This window comes from Amycolatopsis keratiniphila (assembly GCF_000400635.2).
GTDB lineage: Bacteria > Actinomycetota > Actinomycetes > Mycobacteriales > Pseudonocardiaceae > Amycolatopsis > Amycolatopsis keratiniphila.
Genome location: NC_021252.1, coordinates 5,277,781 through 5,293,667, shown reverse-complemented (window position 1 = coordinate 5,293,667; position 15,887 = coordinate 5,277,781). Strand labels below are relative to the sequence as shown.

Annotated in this window: 14 protein-coding genes; 9 read left to right on the top strand and 5 right to left on the bottom strand. The window is 69.3% G+C overall.

Going from position 1 to position 15,887, the window contains the following annotated elements; all coding sequences use genetic code 11:
* Window positions 1-61: 61 nt before the first annotated feature.
* Window positions 62-652, top strand: a complete 591-nt coding sequence (locus tag AORI_RS64905; RefSeq protein ID WP_016335118.1) for a TetR/AcrR family transcriptional regulator — start codon at window positions 62-64, stop codon at window positions 650-652.
* Between the two features lie 106 nt (window positions 653-758).
* On the top strand, window positions 759-3,182 hold the full coding sequence (locus AORI_RS64900; RefSeq protein WP_016335117.1) for a glucan 1,4-alpha-glucosidase: 2,424 nt from the start codon (window positions 759-761) through the stop codon (window positions 3,180-3,182).
* Between the two features lie 254 nt (window positions 3,183-3,436).
* Here AORI_RS64900 and AORI_RS83700 read toward each other — a convergent pair whose 3' ends face one another.
* A complete protein-coding gene (locus AORI_RS83700) occupies window positions 3,437-3,604 on the bottom strand; it encodes a hypothetical protein (protein ID WP_158509138.1) in 168 nt (55 codons plus the stop codon).
* A 226-nt stretch (window positions 3,605-3,830) separates the two neighbouring features.
* Between AORI_RS83700 and AORI_RS64895 the strand changes: the two genes are divergently transcribed.
* Window positions 3,831-5,429, top strand: a complete 1,599-nt coding sequence (locus AORI_RS64895; protein WP_046199820.1) for a helix-turn-helix domain-containing protein — start codon at window positions 3,831-3,833, stop codon at window positions 5,427-5,429.
* A 9-nt stretch (window positions 5,430-5,438) separates the two neighbouring features.
* Here the strand turns inward: AORI_RS64895 and AORI_RS64890 are convergent, their stop codons facing one another.
* Together AORI_RS64890 and AORI_RS64885 are read right to left on the bottom strand one after the other, a co-directional pair.
* The gene (locus AORI_RS64890) at window positions 5,439-6,152 is read right to left on the bottom strand and encodes a DUF1345 domain-containing protein (protein ID WP_123798501.1); all 714 of its coding nucleotides are present in this window, start codon (window positions 6,150-6,152) and stop codon (window positions 5,439-5,441) included.
* A gap of 9 nt (window positions 6,153-6,161) precedes the next feature.
* Window positions 6,162-6,560, bottom strand: a complete 399-nt coding sequence (locus tag AORI_RS64885; RefSeq protein WP_016335114.1) for a winged helix-turn-helix transcriptional regulator — start codon at window positions 6,558-6,560, stop codon at window positions 6,162-6,164.
* 98 nt (window positions 6,561-6,658) lie between these two features.
* Here AORI_RS64885 and AORI_RS64880 point away from each other — a divergent pair, with 98 nt between their 5' ends.
* Together AORI_RS64880 and AORI_RS64875 are read left to right on the top strand one after the other, a co-directional pair.
* Complete coding sequence (locus AORI_RS64880) at window positions 6,659-7,501, top strand: alpha/beta fold hydrolase (RefSeq protein WP_016335113.1); 843 nt, start codon at window positions 6,659-6,661, stop codon at window positions 7,499-7,501.
* 111 nt (window positions 7,502-7,612) lie between these two features.
* A complete protein-coding gene (locus tag AORI_RS64875; RefSeq protein WP_016335112.1) occupies window positions 7,613-7,978 on the top strand; it encodes a hypothetical protein in 366 nt (121 codons plus the stop codon).
* 49 nt (window positions 7,979-8,027) lie between these two features.
* Here the strand turns inward: AORI_RS64875 and AORI_RS64870 are convergent, their stop codons facing one another.
* Entirely contained in the window at window positions 8,028-10,973 is a 2,946-nt protein-coding gene (locus AORI_RS64870) for an AfsR/SARP family transcriptional regulator (RefSeq protein ID WP_016335111.1), read from the bottom strand.
* 158 nt (window positions 10,974-11,131) lie between these two features.
* Here AORI_RS64870 and bluB point away from each other — a divergent pair, with 158 nt between their 5' ends.
* A complete protein-coding gene (gene bluB, locus AORI_RS64865; protein WP_016335110.1) occupies window positions 11,132-11,797 on the top strand; it encodes a 5,6-dimethylbenzimidazole synthase in 666 nt (221 codons plus the stop codon).
* A 299-nt stretch (window positions 11,798-12,096) separates the two neighbouring features.
* On the opposite strand, the gene AORI_RS64860 is transcribed toward bluB, so the two are convergent.
* The gene (locus AORI_RS64860) at window positions 12,097-12,597 is read right to left on the bottom strand and encodes a MarR family winged helix-turn-helix transcriptional regulator (protein WP_016335109.1); all 501 of its coding nucleotides are present in this window, start codon (window positions 12,595-12,597) and stop codon (window positions 12,097-12,099) included.
* A 196-nt stretch (window positions 12,598-12,793) separates the two neighbouring features.
* Here AORI_RS64860 and AORI_RS64855 point away from each other — a divergent pair, with 196 nt between their 5' ends.
* From AORI_RS64855 to AORI_RS64845, 3 genes are read left to right on the top strand one after another with little or no spacing between them, the layout of a single operon-like run.
* The gene (locus tag AORI_RS64855) at window positions 12,794-13,840 is read left to right on the top strand and encodes a 2,5-dihydroxypyridine 5,6-dioxygenase NicX family protein (protein WP_016335108.1); all 1,047 of its coding nucleotides are present in this window, start codon (window positions 12,794-12,796) and stop codon (window positions 13,838-13,840) included.
* The gene (locus AORI_RS64850; protein WP_016335107.1) at window positions 13,837-14,634 is read left to right on the top strand and encodes a maleate cis-trans isomerase family protein; all 798 of its coding nucleotides are present in this window, start codon (window positions 13,837-13,839) and stop codon (window positions 14,632-14,634) included. The genes AORI_RS64855 and AORI_RS64850 overlap by 4 nt, the downstream gene beginning before the upstream one ends.
* The gene (locus tag AORI_RS64845; protein WP_016335106.1) at window positions 14,612-15,883 is read left to right on the top strand and encodes an FAD-dependent monooxygenase; all 1,272 of its coding nucleotides are present in this window, start codon (window positions 14,612-14,614) and stop codon (window positions 15,881-15,883) included. The genes AORI_RS64850 and AORI_RS64845 overlap by 23 nt, the downstream gene beginning before the upstream one ends.
* The last annotated feature ends 4 nt before the right edge of the window (window positions 15,884-15,887 follow it).

Genomic DNA, 15,887 nt, shown 5'->3' with positions numbered 1-15,887 from the left:
GTCAGGTTAGACCGGTTATACGGTGGCGTACAACCAGTGGAGAGGTGAGGTGGGCCACGGCATGGGCGCATTGCGCACACCGCGGGAGAAGTGGGTCGAAGAAGGTCTGCGGGCGCTGGCGGAGGGTGGGGTGGACGCGGTGCGCGTCGAGGCTCTCGCCAAGGCGCTCGGCGTGACCAAGGGCGGGTTCTACGGCTACTTCGCCGACCGCGCGGCTCTGCTGGAGGCGATGCTGGACGCCTGGGAGTACGAAAGCGTCGACGAGGTCCTTGCTCGCGTCGAGCGAGAGGGGTGCGACGCGCGGGACAAGGTCCGGCTGGCCGGTAGGCTGACTTTCTCCGGTGGCCGGTTGCTGCCCATCGATCTGGCCGTTCGTGACTGGGCTCGCCGCGACGACGCCGTGGCCGAACGCCTGCGGCGCGTGGACAACCGGCGCATGCAGCTGGCCCGCGACGGGATCGCCACGTTCTGCGACGACCCCGACGAGGTCGAAGCCCGGGCGTTGCTCGCCTTCTGTGCGGCCATCGGCAACCACTTTCTCGCCGCGGACCACCCGGGACAGACCCGTGTCCAAGTCCTCGCCCGCGCCGCCGACCTCATTCTCGATGGTCCGCCCACTGATCCCAGCCGATTCACCGGACCACCGGCCTGATTGGTCCGGGTTACTCCGATCGGCCCTGACGGGCGCGGCGGTTCAGGTAATAAGTTGCCGCTAACAACAAATCCTGCCGTCGATGAAGCCTGTGGGAAGGACCCTCATGAAGTCACCGAAACGGCGTCGCGCGATAGTCGCGCTGTTGACCGTGCCGGCGCTGCTTGCCGCGACGCCGGTGAGCGCCGCGCCGCTGGCGGACGCGCCCGGCGCACCGGGTACCGGGGCGGCCTGGACGACCGGGGGCAAGGAAGGTTTCGGCACCGCCGCCGGCGCCGCGTCGAAGGTGTGGTTCACCCTCGGCCAGGGGATCAGCCACGAGATCTATTACCCGACCGTGGACACCGCCAACGTCCAGGACCTGCAGTACGTGGTGTCCGACGGCGCCGGTTTCACGCAGCTGGAACGCGATCACACCACCAAACAGCTCGTGCTCACCGATCCGCGCTCGCTGAGCTACCGGCAGATCAACACCGCCACCAACGGCCGGTATCGCATCACCAAGACCCACACCGCCGACCCGGCCCGGTCCACCGTGCTGATCCAGACCAGGTTCGAGGTGCTCAGCGGGGGGCCGCTGCAGTTGTACGCGCTGTACAACCCTTCGCTGAACAACAGCGGCATGGGCGACACGGGCGCCACCTCCGGCGGGCAACTGGTCGCTTCGGACGGGCCGGTGTCGAGCGCGCTGGCCGCCTCCACCGGTTTCGTCAAGGCGACCAGCGGTTACAGCGGAACCGCGAGCGACGGTTACGTCGACCTGAGCGGCGACCACGTCCTCGGCGCGCAGTACGACTCGGCCTCGACGCCGGGGAACCTGGTGCAGCTGGGGCAGATTCCCGTGGGAACGGACACGACCTTCACGCTGGCGGTCGGTTTCGGGAGCGATCGCGGTGCCGCGTCGGCGAACGCGTCGGCCTCGCTCGCGGGTGGTTTCGCGTCGGCGGACACCGCGTACCGGTCGGGCTGGAGCGGCTATCTGTCCTCGTTGGCCGCGGTGCCCCGGTCGATCTCGGGTGCCGGGTTGACCACGCAATACAACGTCGCGCTGATGACCCTCAAGGCTCATGAGGACAAGACCTATCCGGGGGCGAACGTCGCCTCGCTCACCAATCCGTGGGGTGAGGCGAAGGACGGGAACGGCACGGGGGACTGCGGCTACCACGCCGTCTGGTCTCGCGACCTCTACCAGGTCTCGACCGCGCAGATCGCGGCGGGAGACTCGGCGGCGGCCAACCGCTCGGTCGACTACCTGTTCACCGTGCAGCAGCGCCCGGACGGTTCCTTCCCGCAGAACACCCGGCTCGACGGCGCCAACTGCTGGACCAGCCTGCAGATGGACGAGGTCGCCTTCCCGATCGTGCTGGCGTGGCAGCTGAACCGGTTCGACGCGGGGATGTGGGCGAAGGTGAAGAAGTCCGCGGACTTCCTCGTCGCGCGTGGTCCTTCCACACCGCAGGAACGCTGGGAGGAGAACGGCGGCTACTCGCCGTCCACCATCGCCGCGGAGATCGCCGGCCTGATCTGCGCCGCCGACATCGCCGAACGCAACGGGGACACCACGAGCGCCGCGCGTTATCGCCAGATCGCCGACCAGTGGCAGGCGCAGGTGAGCGCGTGGACGTTCACCACGTCCGGTCCGCTTGGCGACGGCCGGTATTTCCATCGCATCGACGGAAACGGCAATCCCAACGACGGCCAGAACATCTTCCTGCAGAACGGAGGCGGGAACCACGACGAGCGCGCCATCATCGACGCGGGCTTCCTGGACCTCGTCCGCCTCGGCGTGAAGCCTGCGGCCGATCCGGACGTCGCGGCCTCACTGTCCGAAGTGGACTCCACGCTGAAGGTCGACACCCCGAACGGCCCGATGTGGTACCGGTACAACCACGACGGCTACGGCGAGACGGCGTCCGGAGGCCCCTACACCGGCGCCGGCGTCGGACGGCTGTGGCCGCTGCTCACCGGTGAACGTGGCGAGTACGAACTGGCCAACGGCCGCCCGGCGACAACGCATCTGGCCACCATGGCCGCCTCGGCGAACGCCGGTTTCCTGATCCCGGAACAGGTTTGGGACCGGCCGAGCGCCGCGGGCTTCACCTTCGGCGAAGGCACCGGTGCGGCGACGCCGCTGGCGTGGTCGATGGCGCAGTTCGTCCGGCTGGCGCACTCGATCGACGCCGGTGTCCCGGTCGAGACGCCGTCGGTGGTCAAGCAGCGGTACAGCGCGGCGTGCTCCGGCGTTTCGGCCGAGTTCACGGTGAACGCCACGACTTCGTGGGGCCAGAACATCTTCGTCGTCGGTGACCGTGCGGAACTCGGGGCGTGGAACCCGGCGAACGCCGTCCCGTTGTCCTCCGCGAACTATCCTTTGTGGACAGGGAAGGTCGCGCTGCCGAAGGGTGCCGCGTTCCAGTACAAGTACATTCGCAAGGAGGGTGGGGCCGTGACCTGGGAGTCGGGCGCGAATCGTGTCGGTACCGCTTCGGGTGGCTGCACGTTGGCGCTGAACGACACCTGGCGGCCCTAATACCTGGTCCGTGAAGGCCTCCTTGCCTACCCTGAGGGTAGTGAAGGAGGCCTTCACTACCCTCAGGGGCGCCGCAGGCGCACCAGCAACCACAGCGGTCACAGCGATCGCGCGTGAAGGCCCCCTTCATTGCGTCTAGCGCAGTGAAGGAGTCCTTCATGTACTTCCGTGAGCAAGGGCGGCGGTGGCGTGGTGGCTCACGACCACCTGTACGGAACGGCGGCTTCGCGTGTTTGATCGGACGGCACGCGTGATCAGATGGACGACACGGCGGTGGCGAAGCCTTCGCCGTGAGTCGTCGTCCAGACACGCGTGTCGTCCGTCTGATCACGTGTGGCCGCCGCCATCAGCAGCGCGCCCGCCAGTGCGCCGAGCCGCAGACGCGACCTCCCGCTGGACACGGTCGTCCTGTGCGGTTCCATTTCCGATTCCTCCCCATGTCCGGATCTGCTGCCGGCTCCACGCTCTCCACCCGCGGGGCATCGTGGCAAGCGGAACCGCCCGGAATGGGAGGCTGGAACGAAACCTTCCCGCTGACCTGCGACTTCGCCATGCCGGGAGACGTGATCTCGCGAATTCGCGCGGCGAAAGGTCCGCGGTGGGACACTGAGAACCGGTCGGAACGTGGCGCGGAGGGGGCTCAGCGTGATGGCGAGTGAGGCGGCTGCCAGGCTGGCGGCACTTCTCACCGAGCACAAACAGCGGAGCGGCCTGAGTTACGAACAGCTCGGACGCAAGGTGCATTCGAGCCGGTCGACCGTGCACCGCTACTGCACGGGACGGAACGTCCCCGCGACGTTCGCGCCGATCGAGGCGATCGCGACGGCGTGCGGCGCGAGCCGGGAGGATCTCGCGAAGCTGTACCGATCGTGGGAACGCGCGGACCTGGGCGACGCCACGGTCCGGGACATCCTCGGCACGGACACCGTCGTCCGGGAAGCCGACGTGGCCGTCCCCGATCGGAGGCGGCCGCTGACCAAGGTCGCGCTCGCCGCGGTGCTCGGGGCCGTCCTGCTCGCCGGAGGCGCCATGGGGAATCCGCCGGACCGGCAGGCGCCCGGCACGACCCCCACCGTCCAGGCGGCGATGTGGACGAACGCGCCGCGGGCGATCGAGCCGGAATTCGTCGGGGTGACGGCGAACTCCAATACCGGGCAGATGCCGTCGTTCGGGGTCGGGTCCGTCCGGTTGTGGAACACCCGCACCCGATGGCAGAACCTGGAGCCCGCCCGCGGCAGCTACGACTGGGCGACACTCGAACGGCTCGTGACCGGCGCTCGCGGGGCCGGTTTCCCGGTGACCCTGACCTTTGGCGGCACTCCACTCTGGGCGAGCCCGAACAGCCCGAAGTCCGTCTACACCGACGACTCCCGCACGGGCCCGCCGGACGACCTCGCGGACTGGGAGCGTTTCGTGCGTACGGTCGCCGAGCAGTACCGGGGCCGGATCGCCGCTTACGAGTTGTGGGACATGGCCAATCACCAGGACTTCTTCTCCGGTTCGATGGCCGAACTCGTGGAGATGACGCGGCTGGCGAGCCAGGCGATCAAAGCCGCCGACCCCGACGCCACCGTGGTGTGCCCGTCCATGGGTGAGCTCTGGGATCCCGCGGCGTTCGACGAGTTGCGGCAGTTCGCCCGGCTCGGCGGCTACGACCATTGCGCCGCCGCCGCGGTGAAACTGGCTCCCCGCAACGACTCCGACCCGCCGGAGACGATGCTTCCGTTGGCGCGGGAGATCGAGAAGGCACTGCAGGAAGCCGGTGCGGGCGTCAGGCTGTGGAGCACCGGCTCGGCCTACGACGTGAACAGGCAACAGCCCGTGGACGCCGACAGGGGAGCGCAGCACGCGGCCCGGTTCTTCCTTTCCGGGCTGTACGCGCAATACCGCCGGATGTACTTCTACAACTGGGGAAGCGCCAAGATCCCGATCGTGCTGCAACCCGTCGGCGGTCCGCACACGAAGGCGGCGCGACACGTGGAACGCCTGAACGAGTGGTTGAAGGGCAGCCGGATCCACTCTTGCGGGCAAGGACGCGAAGCCGGGTTGCCCGACCATCTTTGGCAGTGCCGCTTCGACCAGGGCGGCAGGAATTTCCTGATCTGGTGGACCATCGACCGATCCGATCGGATCCCGTCGGCGCCCGGCACCACCTCGGTCGAACGGCTCGACGGGGCCGGCACGCCGATCGAACCCGGCGCCGACGTCACCGTCACCGGCAGCCCGATCCTGCTCCGGCTCGGCTGAGGCCGGGCTTCAGCCGCTGTTCAAAGCGGACACGACCGCCGCCACGGTCACCGTGTTGAAGACGAAGGCGATGATCGCGTGCGTCGTCACCGTCCTGCGCATCTCGCGGGAGACGACGTCCACGTCGGTCGTTCCGAACGTCGTCATCACGGACACCGCGAAGTAGATGTAGTCGGACCACTCGGCGGCTCCGTCTCCGGGGAACCGCATCGCCTTCCCCGCCTCGACCACGTTGTCCGCGTGGTAGGCGATCGCGAAGGACACGAGGACACAGACCCACGCGACGACGACCAGGGCCACCGCCACTCCCACGCGCATCCCCGCCGGCAGGCTCTCGCCGCCCAGCCCCGGCATCCACACGACCGCCACGGCGAGCGCGGCCGCGGCGATGAAGATCGACACCCCCGGCCCCGGCGCCGTCCCGAAGACGTAGCGCTGCACGAACGTGCCGCGGCTCTCCCGGCGCGCCCAGTCCCGGATCTGCTCCGAGGTCGCCGCGCCGAACGCGGCCACTGTCACCACGAGATAGCCGACGAGGTAGGCGAGAAGAACCAGGACGCCACCGTCCACCGGCGCGAGCGAAAGCACGTCGTCGCCGAACGCGAGCGCCAACGCGGCGACGAGCAGCGCGAACGCGAGGCTCAAGCCGCTCCGGCGCCGCTCCGACAACCAGATCCGAGCCGTTTCCCGAGACAGTGCCGTCTCCCTTCGCGCACGTCGCACCGGAGCACGCTACTCCATTCCGGTGGCGGAACCTTTCATCGCGGCGTCGCTGATCGCGTTCGCCTCGTCGATCCGTGCCATGTGCTCCTCGGCCCAGTTCCGGAGCGCCGCCAGCGGCATTTCCAGGGACAGACCCAGGTCGGTCAGCCGGTAGTGCACCCGGGGCGGCACGGTGGGCTCCACCCGGCGGGCGACGAGGCCGTCGCGGACCAGGCTGTGCAAGGTCACCGACAGCATTTTCTGGGACACGCCGGGGATCCGGCGCCGCAGCTCGGCGAACCGCACCTCGTGCGGAGCCGCCTCCGCGAGCACCTTGACCGCCATCGACGTCCATTTCGTCCCAATGCGGTCCAGCAGGCGGCGGGTGGGGCATTCGGGGTCGAAGAGATCACCGCGCCGTGTGGTCACCTGGAGCTCACCACCTGTGTCGAAAGTGCCGTCTTGGCGGCATCGCTGAAGTTACCTACGGTTTTCTGGTAACCAATGGTAACCACTACGGAGGCGACGTGCCCTCGACACGACGGATCACCGTCAACGGCGTCCAGCTCAACGTGGCGACCGCGGGCAGCGGGCCCGCGGTCCTGCTCCTGCACGGGTTCCCGCACACGTGGCGGCTCTGGAGCGAGATCATCGGCCCGCTGGCCGAGCGCCACCGGGTCATCGCCCCGGATCTGCGCGGGTTCGGCGACAGCACCCGTGCCGCCGACGGCTACGACGCGGGGACGCTGGCCTCGGACGTCGAGAGCCTTCTCGACGCGCTCGGCGAGCCCAACGCGGCCGTGGTCGCCATCGACGCCGGCACCCCGGTCGCCTTCCTCCTCGCCCTGCGGCGGCCGGATCTGGTGCGGCGGCTCGTCCTGATGGAGTCGATGCTTGGCTCGCTGCCCGGCGCCGAGGACTTCCTCGCCGGTGGCCCGCCGTGGTGGTTCGGCTTCCACGCCGTTCCCGGGCTCGGCGAAACGGTCCTCATCGGACACGAGGCGGAGTACGTGGACTGGTTTCTCGCCTCGGGCACCCTCGGGCGTGGTGTGGCGCCGGAGATCCGAGACGCCTTCGTCGACGCCTACACCGGCCGGGATGCCCTGCGCTGTGCCTTCTCCTACTACCGCGCCATGCCGGTCAGCGCGCGCCAGATCGGCGAGGCGGTCGCGGCCCGCCGTCTCACCGTGCCCACGATGGCGATCGGCGCCCATCCGGTGGGCCGCGCGCTGGAACGGCAACTGCGTCCCGTCACCGACGACCTCACCGCACATCTGCTGCCGGACTGCGGCCACATCATCCCGCTGGACAAACCAAAGGAACTGCTCCGCCTGCTGACGGCGGCGTGTGTCCACAGTGGATCCTATTAGGCAAGGAACATTGTCTATCCGCACAGAGCCCGCACGCGGGCGACGCTCAAGACGAAACAGTGGATCCGCGACCACAAGGACAGCGGTCAGTTCGGCGCCTGGCACAACGGTGTGGACGACAACAAGCTCAACTCGCTCGGCTTGGGGAACAGCCCCGTCCCCGGCCCCGGCTCGACCTGGGGCGGCAGGATCTACGGGAACCACGGTCAGGCGGGCGGCAAGTTCGGGAACGAGGTCCGGTTGCCGCACAACGGCAAGACGAGTGACGGCAAGTACTACGAATTCGACGTCCACCCGACGCCGCGGTATGACAACAAACCCATCAGGGACGCCGACCAGTACACCGACTTCAACGGGAAACCGTTGCCGGAGAACCAGCGGCCGAAGCCGGATCGCATCGTGAAGGACGACAACGGCAAGTCCAGAGCAGAGCTACCTCGCATCAGGCACTCGACGATGTGGGAATCGGGACGTTGAGTGTCCCGATTCCCACATCGTCGCCGTCGCCGAAAATCGGCACCGCCCCTCAACAGGACGAGGAAAGCTCGGCGAGTTCCGTTTTGGTGCCCTCCGCGGCCGGCAGGCCCAGCTCGGCGTAGCCGGCGATCGCGCGTTCGTAGTGGTCGCGGACGGTTTCCGGATCGGAAGCGGCCCGGGCGAGTCCCCGGTGGGCGCGCGCGATCTGCTCGTGACAGCCGTACCTGGTCGCCACGGCCAGGGCCTCGGCGTGGTTCGCGCAGGCCGTGTCCGGGTAGCCGCACGCCAGGCAGGCTTCGCCGAGTCCGTTGAGCGCCCACGATTCGCCGTCGCGCCCGCCGTGCCGCCGGAACAAATCGAGTGCCTGACGGTGGTGGGCGGCCGCGTCGACCGGACGGCCGTCCAGCGCTTCGGCCCGCCCCAGTCCGTCGATGGCCCATGCCTCGCTGCCCCGATGGCCGAGTTTGCCGAACAGGGCCGCGGCTTCGCTGTGCAGGCGACAGGAATCGGCCGGCCCGCCTTCGTTCGCGGCGAGTTCCCCGAGACCGATCTTCACCCAGGCCTCGCCGAACCGGTGGCCCGCCTCCCGATGCAGTGCCATCGCCTGCCGAAGGTGCTCGTATCCCTGTTCCCGGCGGTCGATCCGGGCTTCGACGGTGCCCAGCCGGGTGAGCTGATGAGCTTGCCCGGTCAGGTCACCGAGACGGCGGAACAGGGCCAGCGCGCGGGTGTAGTAGCCGACGGCCTGCCGGTAATATCCGGCGCTTTCCTCGATCATGCCGACGTTTCCCAGCGCGCGTGCCTGTCCGAGCGGATTCCCGGCCTCGTCGAACAAGTCGTACGCCGCCCACATGGCCGCGGCGGCGGATTCGGCCCTGCCCGCCTGCATGTGGAGGCCGCCGACGGCGACCAGCACCTCCGCTTCGGCGCGGCGGTCACCGATGGCGCGGGCCGCCTTGATGGCGTGTCCGTGGACGGCGAGCGCAGCCGTCTCGTGGTGCCCGTCGAGGTAGCGGAACAGCAGCGCGGACAACGTCACGGCGTGTTCGGGCCGTCCGGCCGCGGCCAGCGCCTGGACGGTCGGCAGTTCGGCGTCCAGCCAATCCCGCGCGCTGTCGGCGTCGTCGAGCGCCGGTATCACGCACTTCGGCGAGGCGACCGTGGGCCGGCGGTTCGCTTCGGCGGGGTAGAGACGGTCCATCGCCGCCGCGACTGTGGCGAGGTAGTAGCCGTAGATCCGGTCCAGTGCCGCGGGCTCGTCGCACTCGATCTCCGCGGCGTACGCCTTCAGCAGGTCGTGCATGCCGTGGCGGTCGGCGCCGACGGGGTGGACCAGATGCGCGCGGACGAGGGCGTCGAGCCAGGCCCGGGCCTGGTCGTAGGAGCTTCCGGTCAGCGCGGCCAAGGCGTACGAGTCGAACACGGGCGCCGGATGCCTGCCGAGCAGGGCGAAGGCGCGGACGGTGTCTTCGCTGAGCTGACGCAGCGACCACGAGAACACCGCACGCACCGCGGCCCGCTGATCACCGCCGGAACTGAGCAGTTTCAAGGTCTGCTGGGCGGCTCGCAGCTCGCCGACCAGCCGGGACAGCGGCGTGGACGGCCGGGACACGGCGAGTTCCGCCACCAGGCGGAGGGTGAGCGGCAACCGGACACACCGTTCGGCCAGTTCGGCGGCGGCCTCGGGTTCGGCGGTGACCCGGGTGCCGATGAGCCGCCGGAGCAGGTCGGCCGCGTCGGCCACCGACAACCGGTCCACGTCGACCCGGTGGGCGCCGTGGAGCGCGACCAGCCCGGCGAGTGAGTCGCGGCTGGTGACCACCACGGCGCAGCTGTGCGTGCCGGGGAGCAAGGGCCGGATCTGTTCGAGCGTCGCCGCGTTGTCCAGGAGGACGAGCATCCGCCTGCCCGCCACCTCGGTACGGAACCGGGCGGCGCGTTCCGCCTCGCCGGACGGCATCCGCGTGCCTTCGGGCAGCAGTGCGGACAGGAGGGCGGCCAGCGCGTCGGCCGAGGACATCGGCTCGCCGGGGGCGTAGCCGCACAGATCCAGATACAGCTGCCCGTCCGGAAAACGGTCCCGCATCCGGTGGCCCCAGTGCACGGCGGTCGCGGTCTTGCCCGCCCCGGCCGTACCGGTGAGGCAGACGAGGACCGGTTCTTCGCCGGCGCCGTCGGCGAGCCGGTCCAGCTCCGCCAGTTCACCGGCCCGGCCGGTGAACGCGGCGACGTCGGCGGGCAGTTGGGCGGGTACGGGAGGCGGCGCCGCGGCCACCGTCGGCAGGTCGTGGCGGAGGACGGCCTCGTGCACGGCGGCGAGCTCCGGACCGGGGTCGGCGCCCAGTTCTTCTCGCAATGCGCGAAGAATCCGTTCGTAGTGGGTGAGCGCGTCGGCGCCGCGGCCCACGGCGTACAGCGCCCGCATCAACGCCGCCGCGGCGGGTTCCTGCAACGGCTGTTCGTCGGTGAGCTCGGTCAGGCGGGTGAGTGTCGCCGCCGCGTCGCCTTCACGGATCTTGGCGTCGGCCCACGCGACGATCGCCGCCGTGCGCTCCTGATACAACGTCCGGCGGGTGCGTTCGGCCCAGTCGCCGCGAAGCCCGGCCAGCGGTTCGCCCTCCCAGAGTTCGAGTGCCGCGCTGAGCCGGGTGACGTCGGTCGGGTGCTCGCGGAGCAGGCGCCGGAACCGGAAGACGTCGACCTGTTCCGGCCGGGCGACGAGGCGGTAACCGCCCGGATCCCTCGTCACCCGCGCGCCGGCGGGATCGGCCTGTTCCAGGGCGCGCCGGATCCGGGTGATGTGGGCCTGCAGGGAACGACGCACCCGTTCGGGCGGCGACTCGCCCCAGACCCGGTCGATCAGCAGGTCCACGCCGACGGTACGGCCCGCTTCGAACAACAGTACGGCGAGTACGGCCTGCCTCCGCGGCTCGCCGATGGCGACGGCCCGCCCGCGTACCTGCAGGCGGACCGGCCCCAGTACCCGGAAATCCACGGAAGAATGGTAGAACCGATATTTCGGTCACCACAACACAATCTCGGCTTTTTTCGGGACATGACGAACAGAAATCGTTTTATCGCAAGGGAAAGGAACGGAAAGAGTCGGTACCCTGTTGGCGGGTAACCGATGGTGGTCAGGCATGATCACGGCTCATGACGCGCGACACTGACGACCGATCGTTGTACGAAACCATCTTCCGGCGCCGGGACACCAGGGGCGAATTCACCGGAGAGCCGATTCCGGCGGACGTACTGCGTCGCGTGTTGAGCGCGGCGCACGCCGCACCGAGCGTCGGTCTTTCCCAGCCATGGGATTTCGTCGTCGTGTCCGATATGGACCTTCGAAAGAAGTTCCGTGAGCACGTGCTGGCCGAACGCGAAGTGTTCGAAGGACGGCTGGATGCCGAGAGGGCCCGCGTCTTCGCGCCGATCAAGATCGAAGGGGTCGTGGCGTCGTCCGCGGGAATCGTGGTCGGCTATGACCCGTCGCGCGGTGCGCCGGACGTCCTGGGACGGCACGCGATCGCCGACGCCGGCCTGTACTCGGTGTGCCTGGCCATCCAGAATCTCTGGCTGGCGGCGACCGCCGAAGGGCTTGGCGTCGGATGGGTCAGCTTCTATCGCGAGGAGTACTTGCGCGATCTGGTGGGGTTGCCCGGACATGTGCGTCCGGTGGCGTGGCTGTGCGTCGGTCCGGTGCGGGACCTGCCGACGGTGCCGGATCTGGAGCGGCACGGCTGGCGGGAACGGCTTCCGCTCGACGCGGTGCTGCACTTCGAGCAGTACGCGAAGGGGAGCGGACTGGCCGGTCGCGAGTGACGCCAAGCCCGCCGCGCGTGCCTGATACGGGCGTTTTGTGCGGGGGTCGTGAGTGTTGATGGTCGTTCTGGTGAACCTGTATTTGCTTACCCACTCGGCTTGACGCCGTCATGCTGCTGTGGCGGAGCCGATATCGGCGAGTGGGGTCGAGCGCCCCTCGACGATGTAGGAATTGGGACGCTCAACGTCCCGATTCCTACATCGTCGGCACCTGGCACGCCGAGCTTCCGGCGCCATCCCCCCGAGACCCGTACGACTCTGGACATTGGCCCAGCGCCCTCGGAAGCGTGGCGCGGTGGTCAGCGCAGCTTGTCGACCTCGGCGATCCGCTCCCAGCGCGCGCCGAGCGCGTTGAGCAGCGCGGCCATGTCGATGTCGTCGTCGCCGTCGAGGAGCGCCTTGTCCAACCGCCGGGCACGGCGGTTGACCTGGCTCAGTACCGACTTGCCCTCGTCGGTGAGCGAAAGCAGTTTGCGCCGCGCGTCGTGCGGGGATTCGACGCGCCGGATGAGTCCCCGCCGCTCCAGCCTGCGGCACAGGTCGGCCATCGTCGAGGTGTCGAGGGCGACCGCGCCCGCGAGCGAGCTCTGGTCGCTTCCGGGGTAGGCGCGGACCGCGGACAGGACGGCGAACTGCGGACCGGTCAGCACCGGGTCCACGTGACGGTTCCACGCGGCGAGGTAGGCCTGATACAGCCGCCGGGCGCCGTAGCCGGGGGCCGCCAGCAGGTCCGACGGCGTCGCGGGAGTGACGGCCGGCGTGTCGTCCCTGCGCCGGCCCGTGCGCGCCGATTCACCCATCGCTACTCCTTGTCGGCTCCAACCCGCTGCCCGGGCCCCCGCGGTGATCCTACGTGTCCGGACGGTCGCTCACCGGCAGGCCGCCGAGATCTGTCCGTAGTCACCTCTTGCGTATCCGGATAGTACGTGTTCGTATGAAGGCCGGTCTTCCGTATCCGGATAGTACGTGCTCGGATCAATATGGAGGTGGTCGGCGATGGACCGGAACCTGTTCAACGACATCTGTTTGCGCCAGCTGACGTTCTCGGGGGTGCACGAGGGCGAGACCGTGGTGGTGCTGACCCGCGGCGGTGAGCGGGCGGAGTACGCCGACGCCTTCTTGTGGGCCGCTCAGCAGCTGGGCGCTTCGGCCTACCACATGCGGCTGCCCTCGCCGGTCAGCGCGGCGGGCGCGTGGGCGGTGGGCGACTCGGGGCTCGGGAACATCCCGCTGGCGGTCGAGGCGCTCAAGAGCGTCGACATGGTGGTCGACTGCACGTTCCTGTTGTTCAGCAAGGAACAGTTCGCCATCCAGGACGCGGGGACCCGGATCCTCACCGCCGTCGAGCCGCCCGAGCTGCTGGCCAGGCTCATGCCGACGAAGGAACTGCGCGAGCGCGTGGAGATCGGCGCGGAACTCCTGGCCAAGGCCGGCACGATGCGCATCACCAGCCCGGCGGGCACCGACGTCACCTATCAGCTCGGCGTGTACCCGACGTTGTCCGAATACGGCTACACCGACACGCCCGGCCGCTGGGACCACTGGCCGGCGGCGTTCGTGTTCACCGGCGGTGCCGACGACGGCGTCGACGGGAAGATCGTGCTGTCACCGGGTGACGTTCTGTTGCCGTTCAACACCTACGTACAGACCCCGGTCGAGATCACCATCGAGCAGGGTTTCATCCGGGACATCCGCGGTGGCGCCGGATCGTCCGGGCTGGACGCGGATCTGCTGCGTTCCTACATCGAGAGTTTCGACGATCCGCGCGGCTACGGCATGAGCCACGTGGGCTGGGGGCTCGACGAACGCGCGCACTGGCACGGCCTGACCCAGTTCCCCGGCGGGATGGGCATGGAACTGCGGAGTTTCTACGGCAACGTCATGTTCTCCATCGGCCCCAACAACGAGCTCGGCGGCCCGAACGACACCCCGTGCCACTTCGACATCCCGATGCGCGGCAATTCCCTTTACCTGGACGACGAACTGATCGTCGACAACGGCGAGCTGACCGTCGCCGAGATGCGTCCGGCGGCCCGCCGATGACCGACCACCACATCGGGATGATCGTCCCCAGCTCGAATCTCACGATGGAGACCGAGCTGCCGCGGATGCTGCGCGCCAGGGAGGAAGCCGATCCGGGCGACCGGTTCGTCTTCCATTCCGCGCGGGCCAGGATGCGGCACGTCGAACCCGAACAGTTGCGGGCGATGAACGCCCAGGCCGGCCGGGCGGCGGCCGAACTCGCCGACGCCAAACCCGACGTCGTCGCCACCGCGTGTCTCGTGGCGATCATGGCGCAGGGGCCCGGTTACCACTGCACCGCCGAAGACGACATCACGCGCGTGCTGCGGGAAGAGGGCTGCGACGCGCCGGTCGTCTCCAGTGCCGGTGCGCTGCTGTCCGGGCTCGGCGCGCTCGGCGCCCGCAAGGTCGCGATCATCACGCCGTATATGAAGCCGTTGACCAAGGCGGTGGCGGACTACATCGAGGACGCCGGGGTCGAGGTGGCCGACGCCCTTTCCCTGGAGGTGCCGGACAACCTCGCCGTGGCCCGGCTGGACCCCGCCGGGTTGCGAGAACACCATCGCAAACTGAATCTGTCCGATGTGGACGCCCTGGTGCTGTCCGCCTGTGTGCAGATGCCGTCGCTGCCCGCGATCCAGCCGGTGGAGGACGAGATCGGGATCCCGGTCCTGTCGGCGGCGACGGCGACGACGTTCCGGATCCTGACGGAACTCGGCGTCGAGCCCACGGTGCCGGGCGCCGGGAGGTTGCTCAGCGGCGCGGAAACGTTGACGAAGACGGGAGGCGGGCATGGCCGCGAGTCAGTCGTTTGAGGTCGTTGTCGTCGGTGGCGGGCTCGGCGGGCTCTGCGCCGCGTTGTCCTTGCGGCAGCGGGGTTTGCGCGTCACCGTGGTCGAGGCCGCCCCGGCGCTGGGCGAGATCGGCGCGGGGATCCAGACCGCGCCGAACGCCAGCCGGATCCTCATCGGGCTGGGGTTGCGCGCCCGGCTGGAGCGGGTGCGGACCGAGCCGCAGGACCAGGTGCGCCGTCGGTGGGCCGACGGGAGCATCATCGCCCAGCTGGAGCTGGGCAGCCGGGTGACCGACCAGTACGGCGCGCCCTACTGGCACTACCACCGCGCCGACCTGCACGGAGTCCTGCTCGACGCCTGCCTGGATCCCGACGGGACCGGTCCGGTGGTGCGGGTGGCGACCGGTGCGCGAGTGGCCGACCTCGACCGGACGGTGCCGGACCGGCCCACCGTGATCACCGCCGACGGGCGCCGGTTCACCGGCGACGTCGTGATCGGGGCGGACGGCATCCGGTCTTCGGTGCGCGATCTCGCCGGCTTCGACGACACCCTCGCGTTCTCCGGCGAGATGGCCTACCGGGCGCTGATCTCCGGCGACCTGATCGCGCAGGACCCCGCCACCCGCTTCCTGGTGGACCGCTATCACTCCACGATCTGGTACGGCCCCAACAAACACCTGGTGCACTACATGATCCGCGGCGGGGAGTACCTGAACGTGGTCGCGATCGTGCCGTGCACCGAATCGGTGGCCAAGGACTGGAGCGGTCCGGCGACCGCCGCCGAACTCGCCGCGGAGTACCACGACTGGGACGATCGGGTACCGACGATGCTGGCGAAGGCGAAGGACGAGGACGTCTCGGTGTGGGCGATGTACCGCCGTCGCCGTGACCCGGTCTGGGTCGACGGCCGGGTCGCCCTGCTCGGCGACGCGTGCCACGCGATGCTGCCGTACCAGGCACAGGGCGCGTCGCAGGCGATGGAGGACGCCGCGGTGCTGGCCGAGGAGCTGGGGCGGGTGACCCGCGACGGGATCGACGGTGCTTTGATCCGCTACGTGGACCGGCGCGCCAAGCACGCGGGCATGGTGCAGGACGCCTCGCTGCAGAACATGGACTTCTACCACTTGCCCGACGGTCCCGAACAGCGCGAACGGGACGAGAAGCTGCGGCGCTTCGACGGCGAATCCGACGTGTCCTACGACTGGCTGTGGAACGGCAGCCCGCTCACCGACCCCGACACCGAGTCCATCCACTACCAGTTCGCCCGCTGAGGCG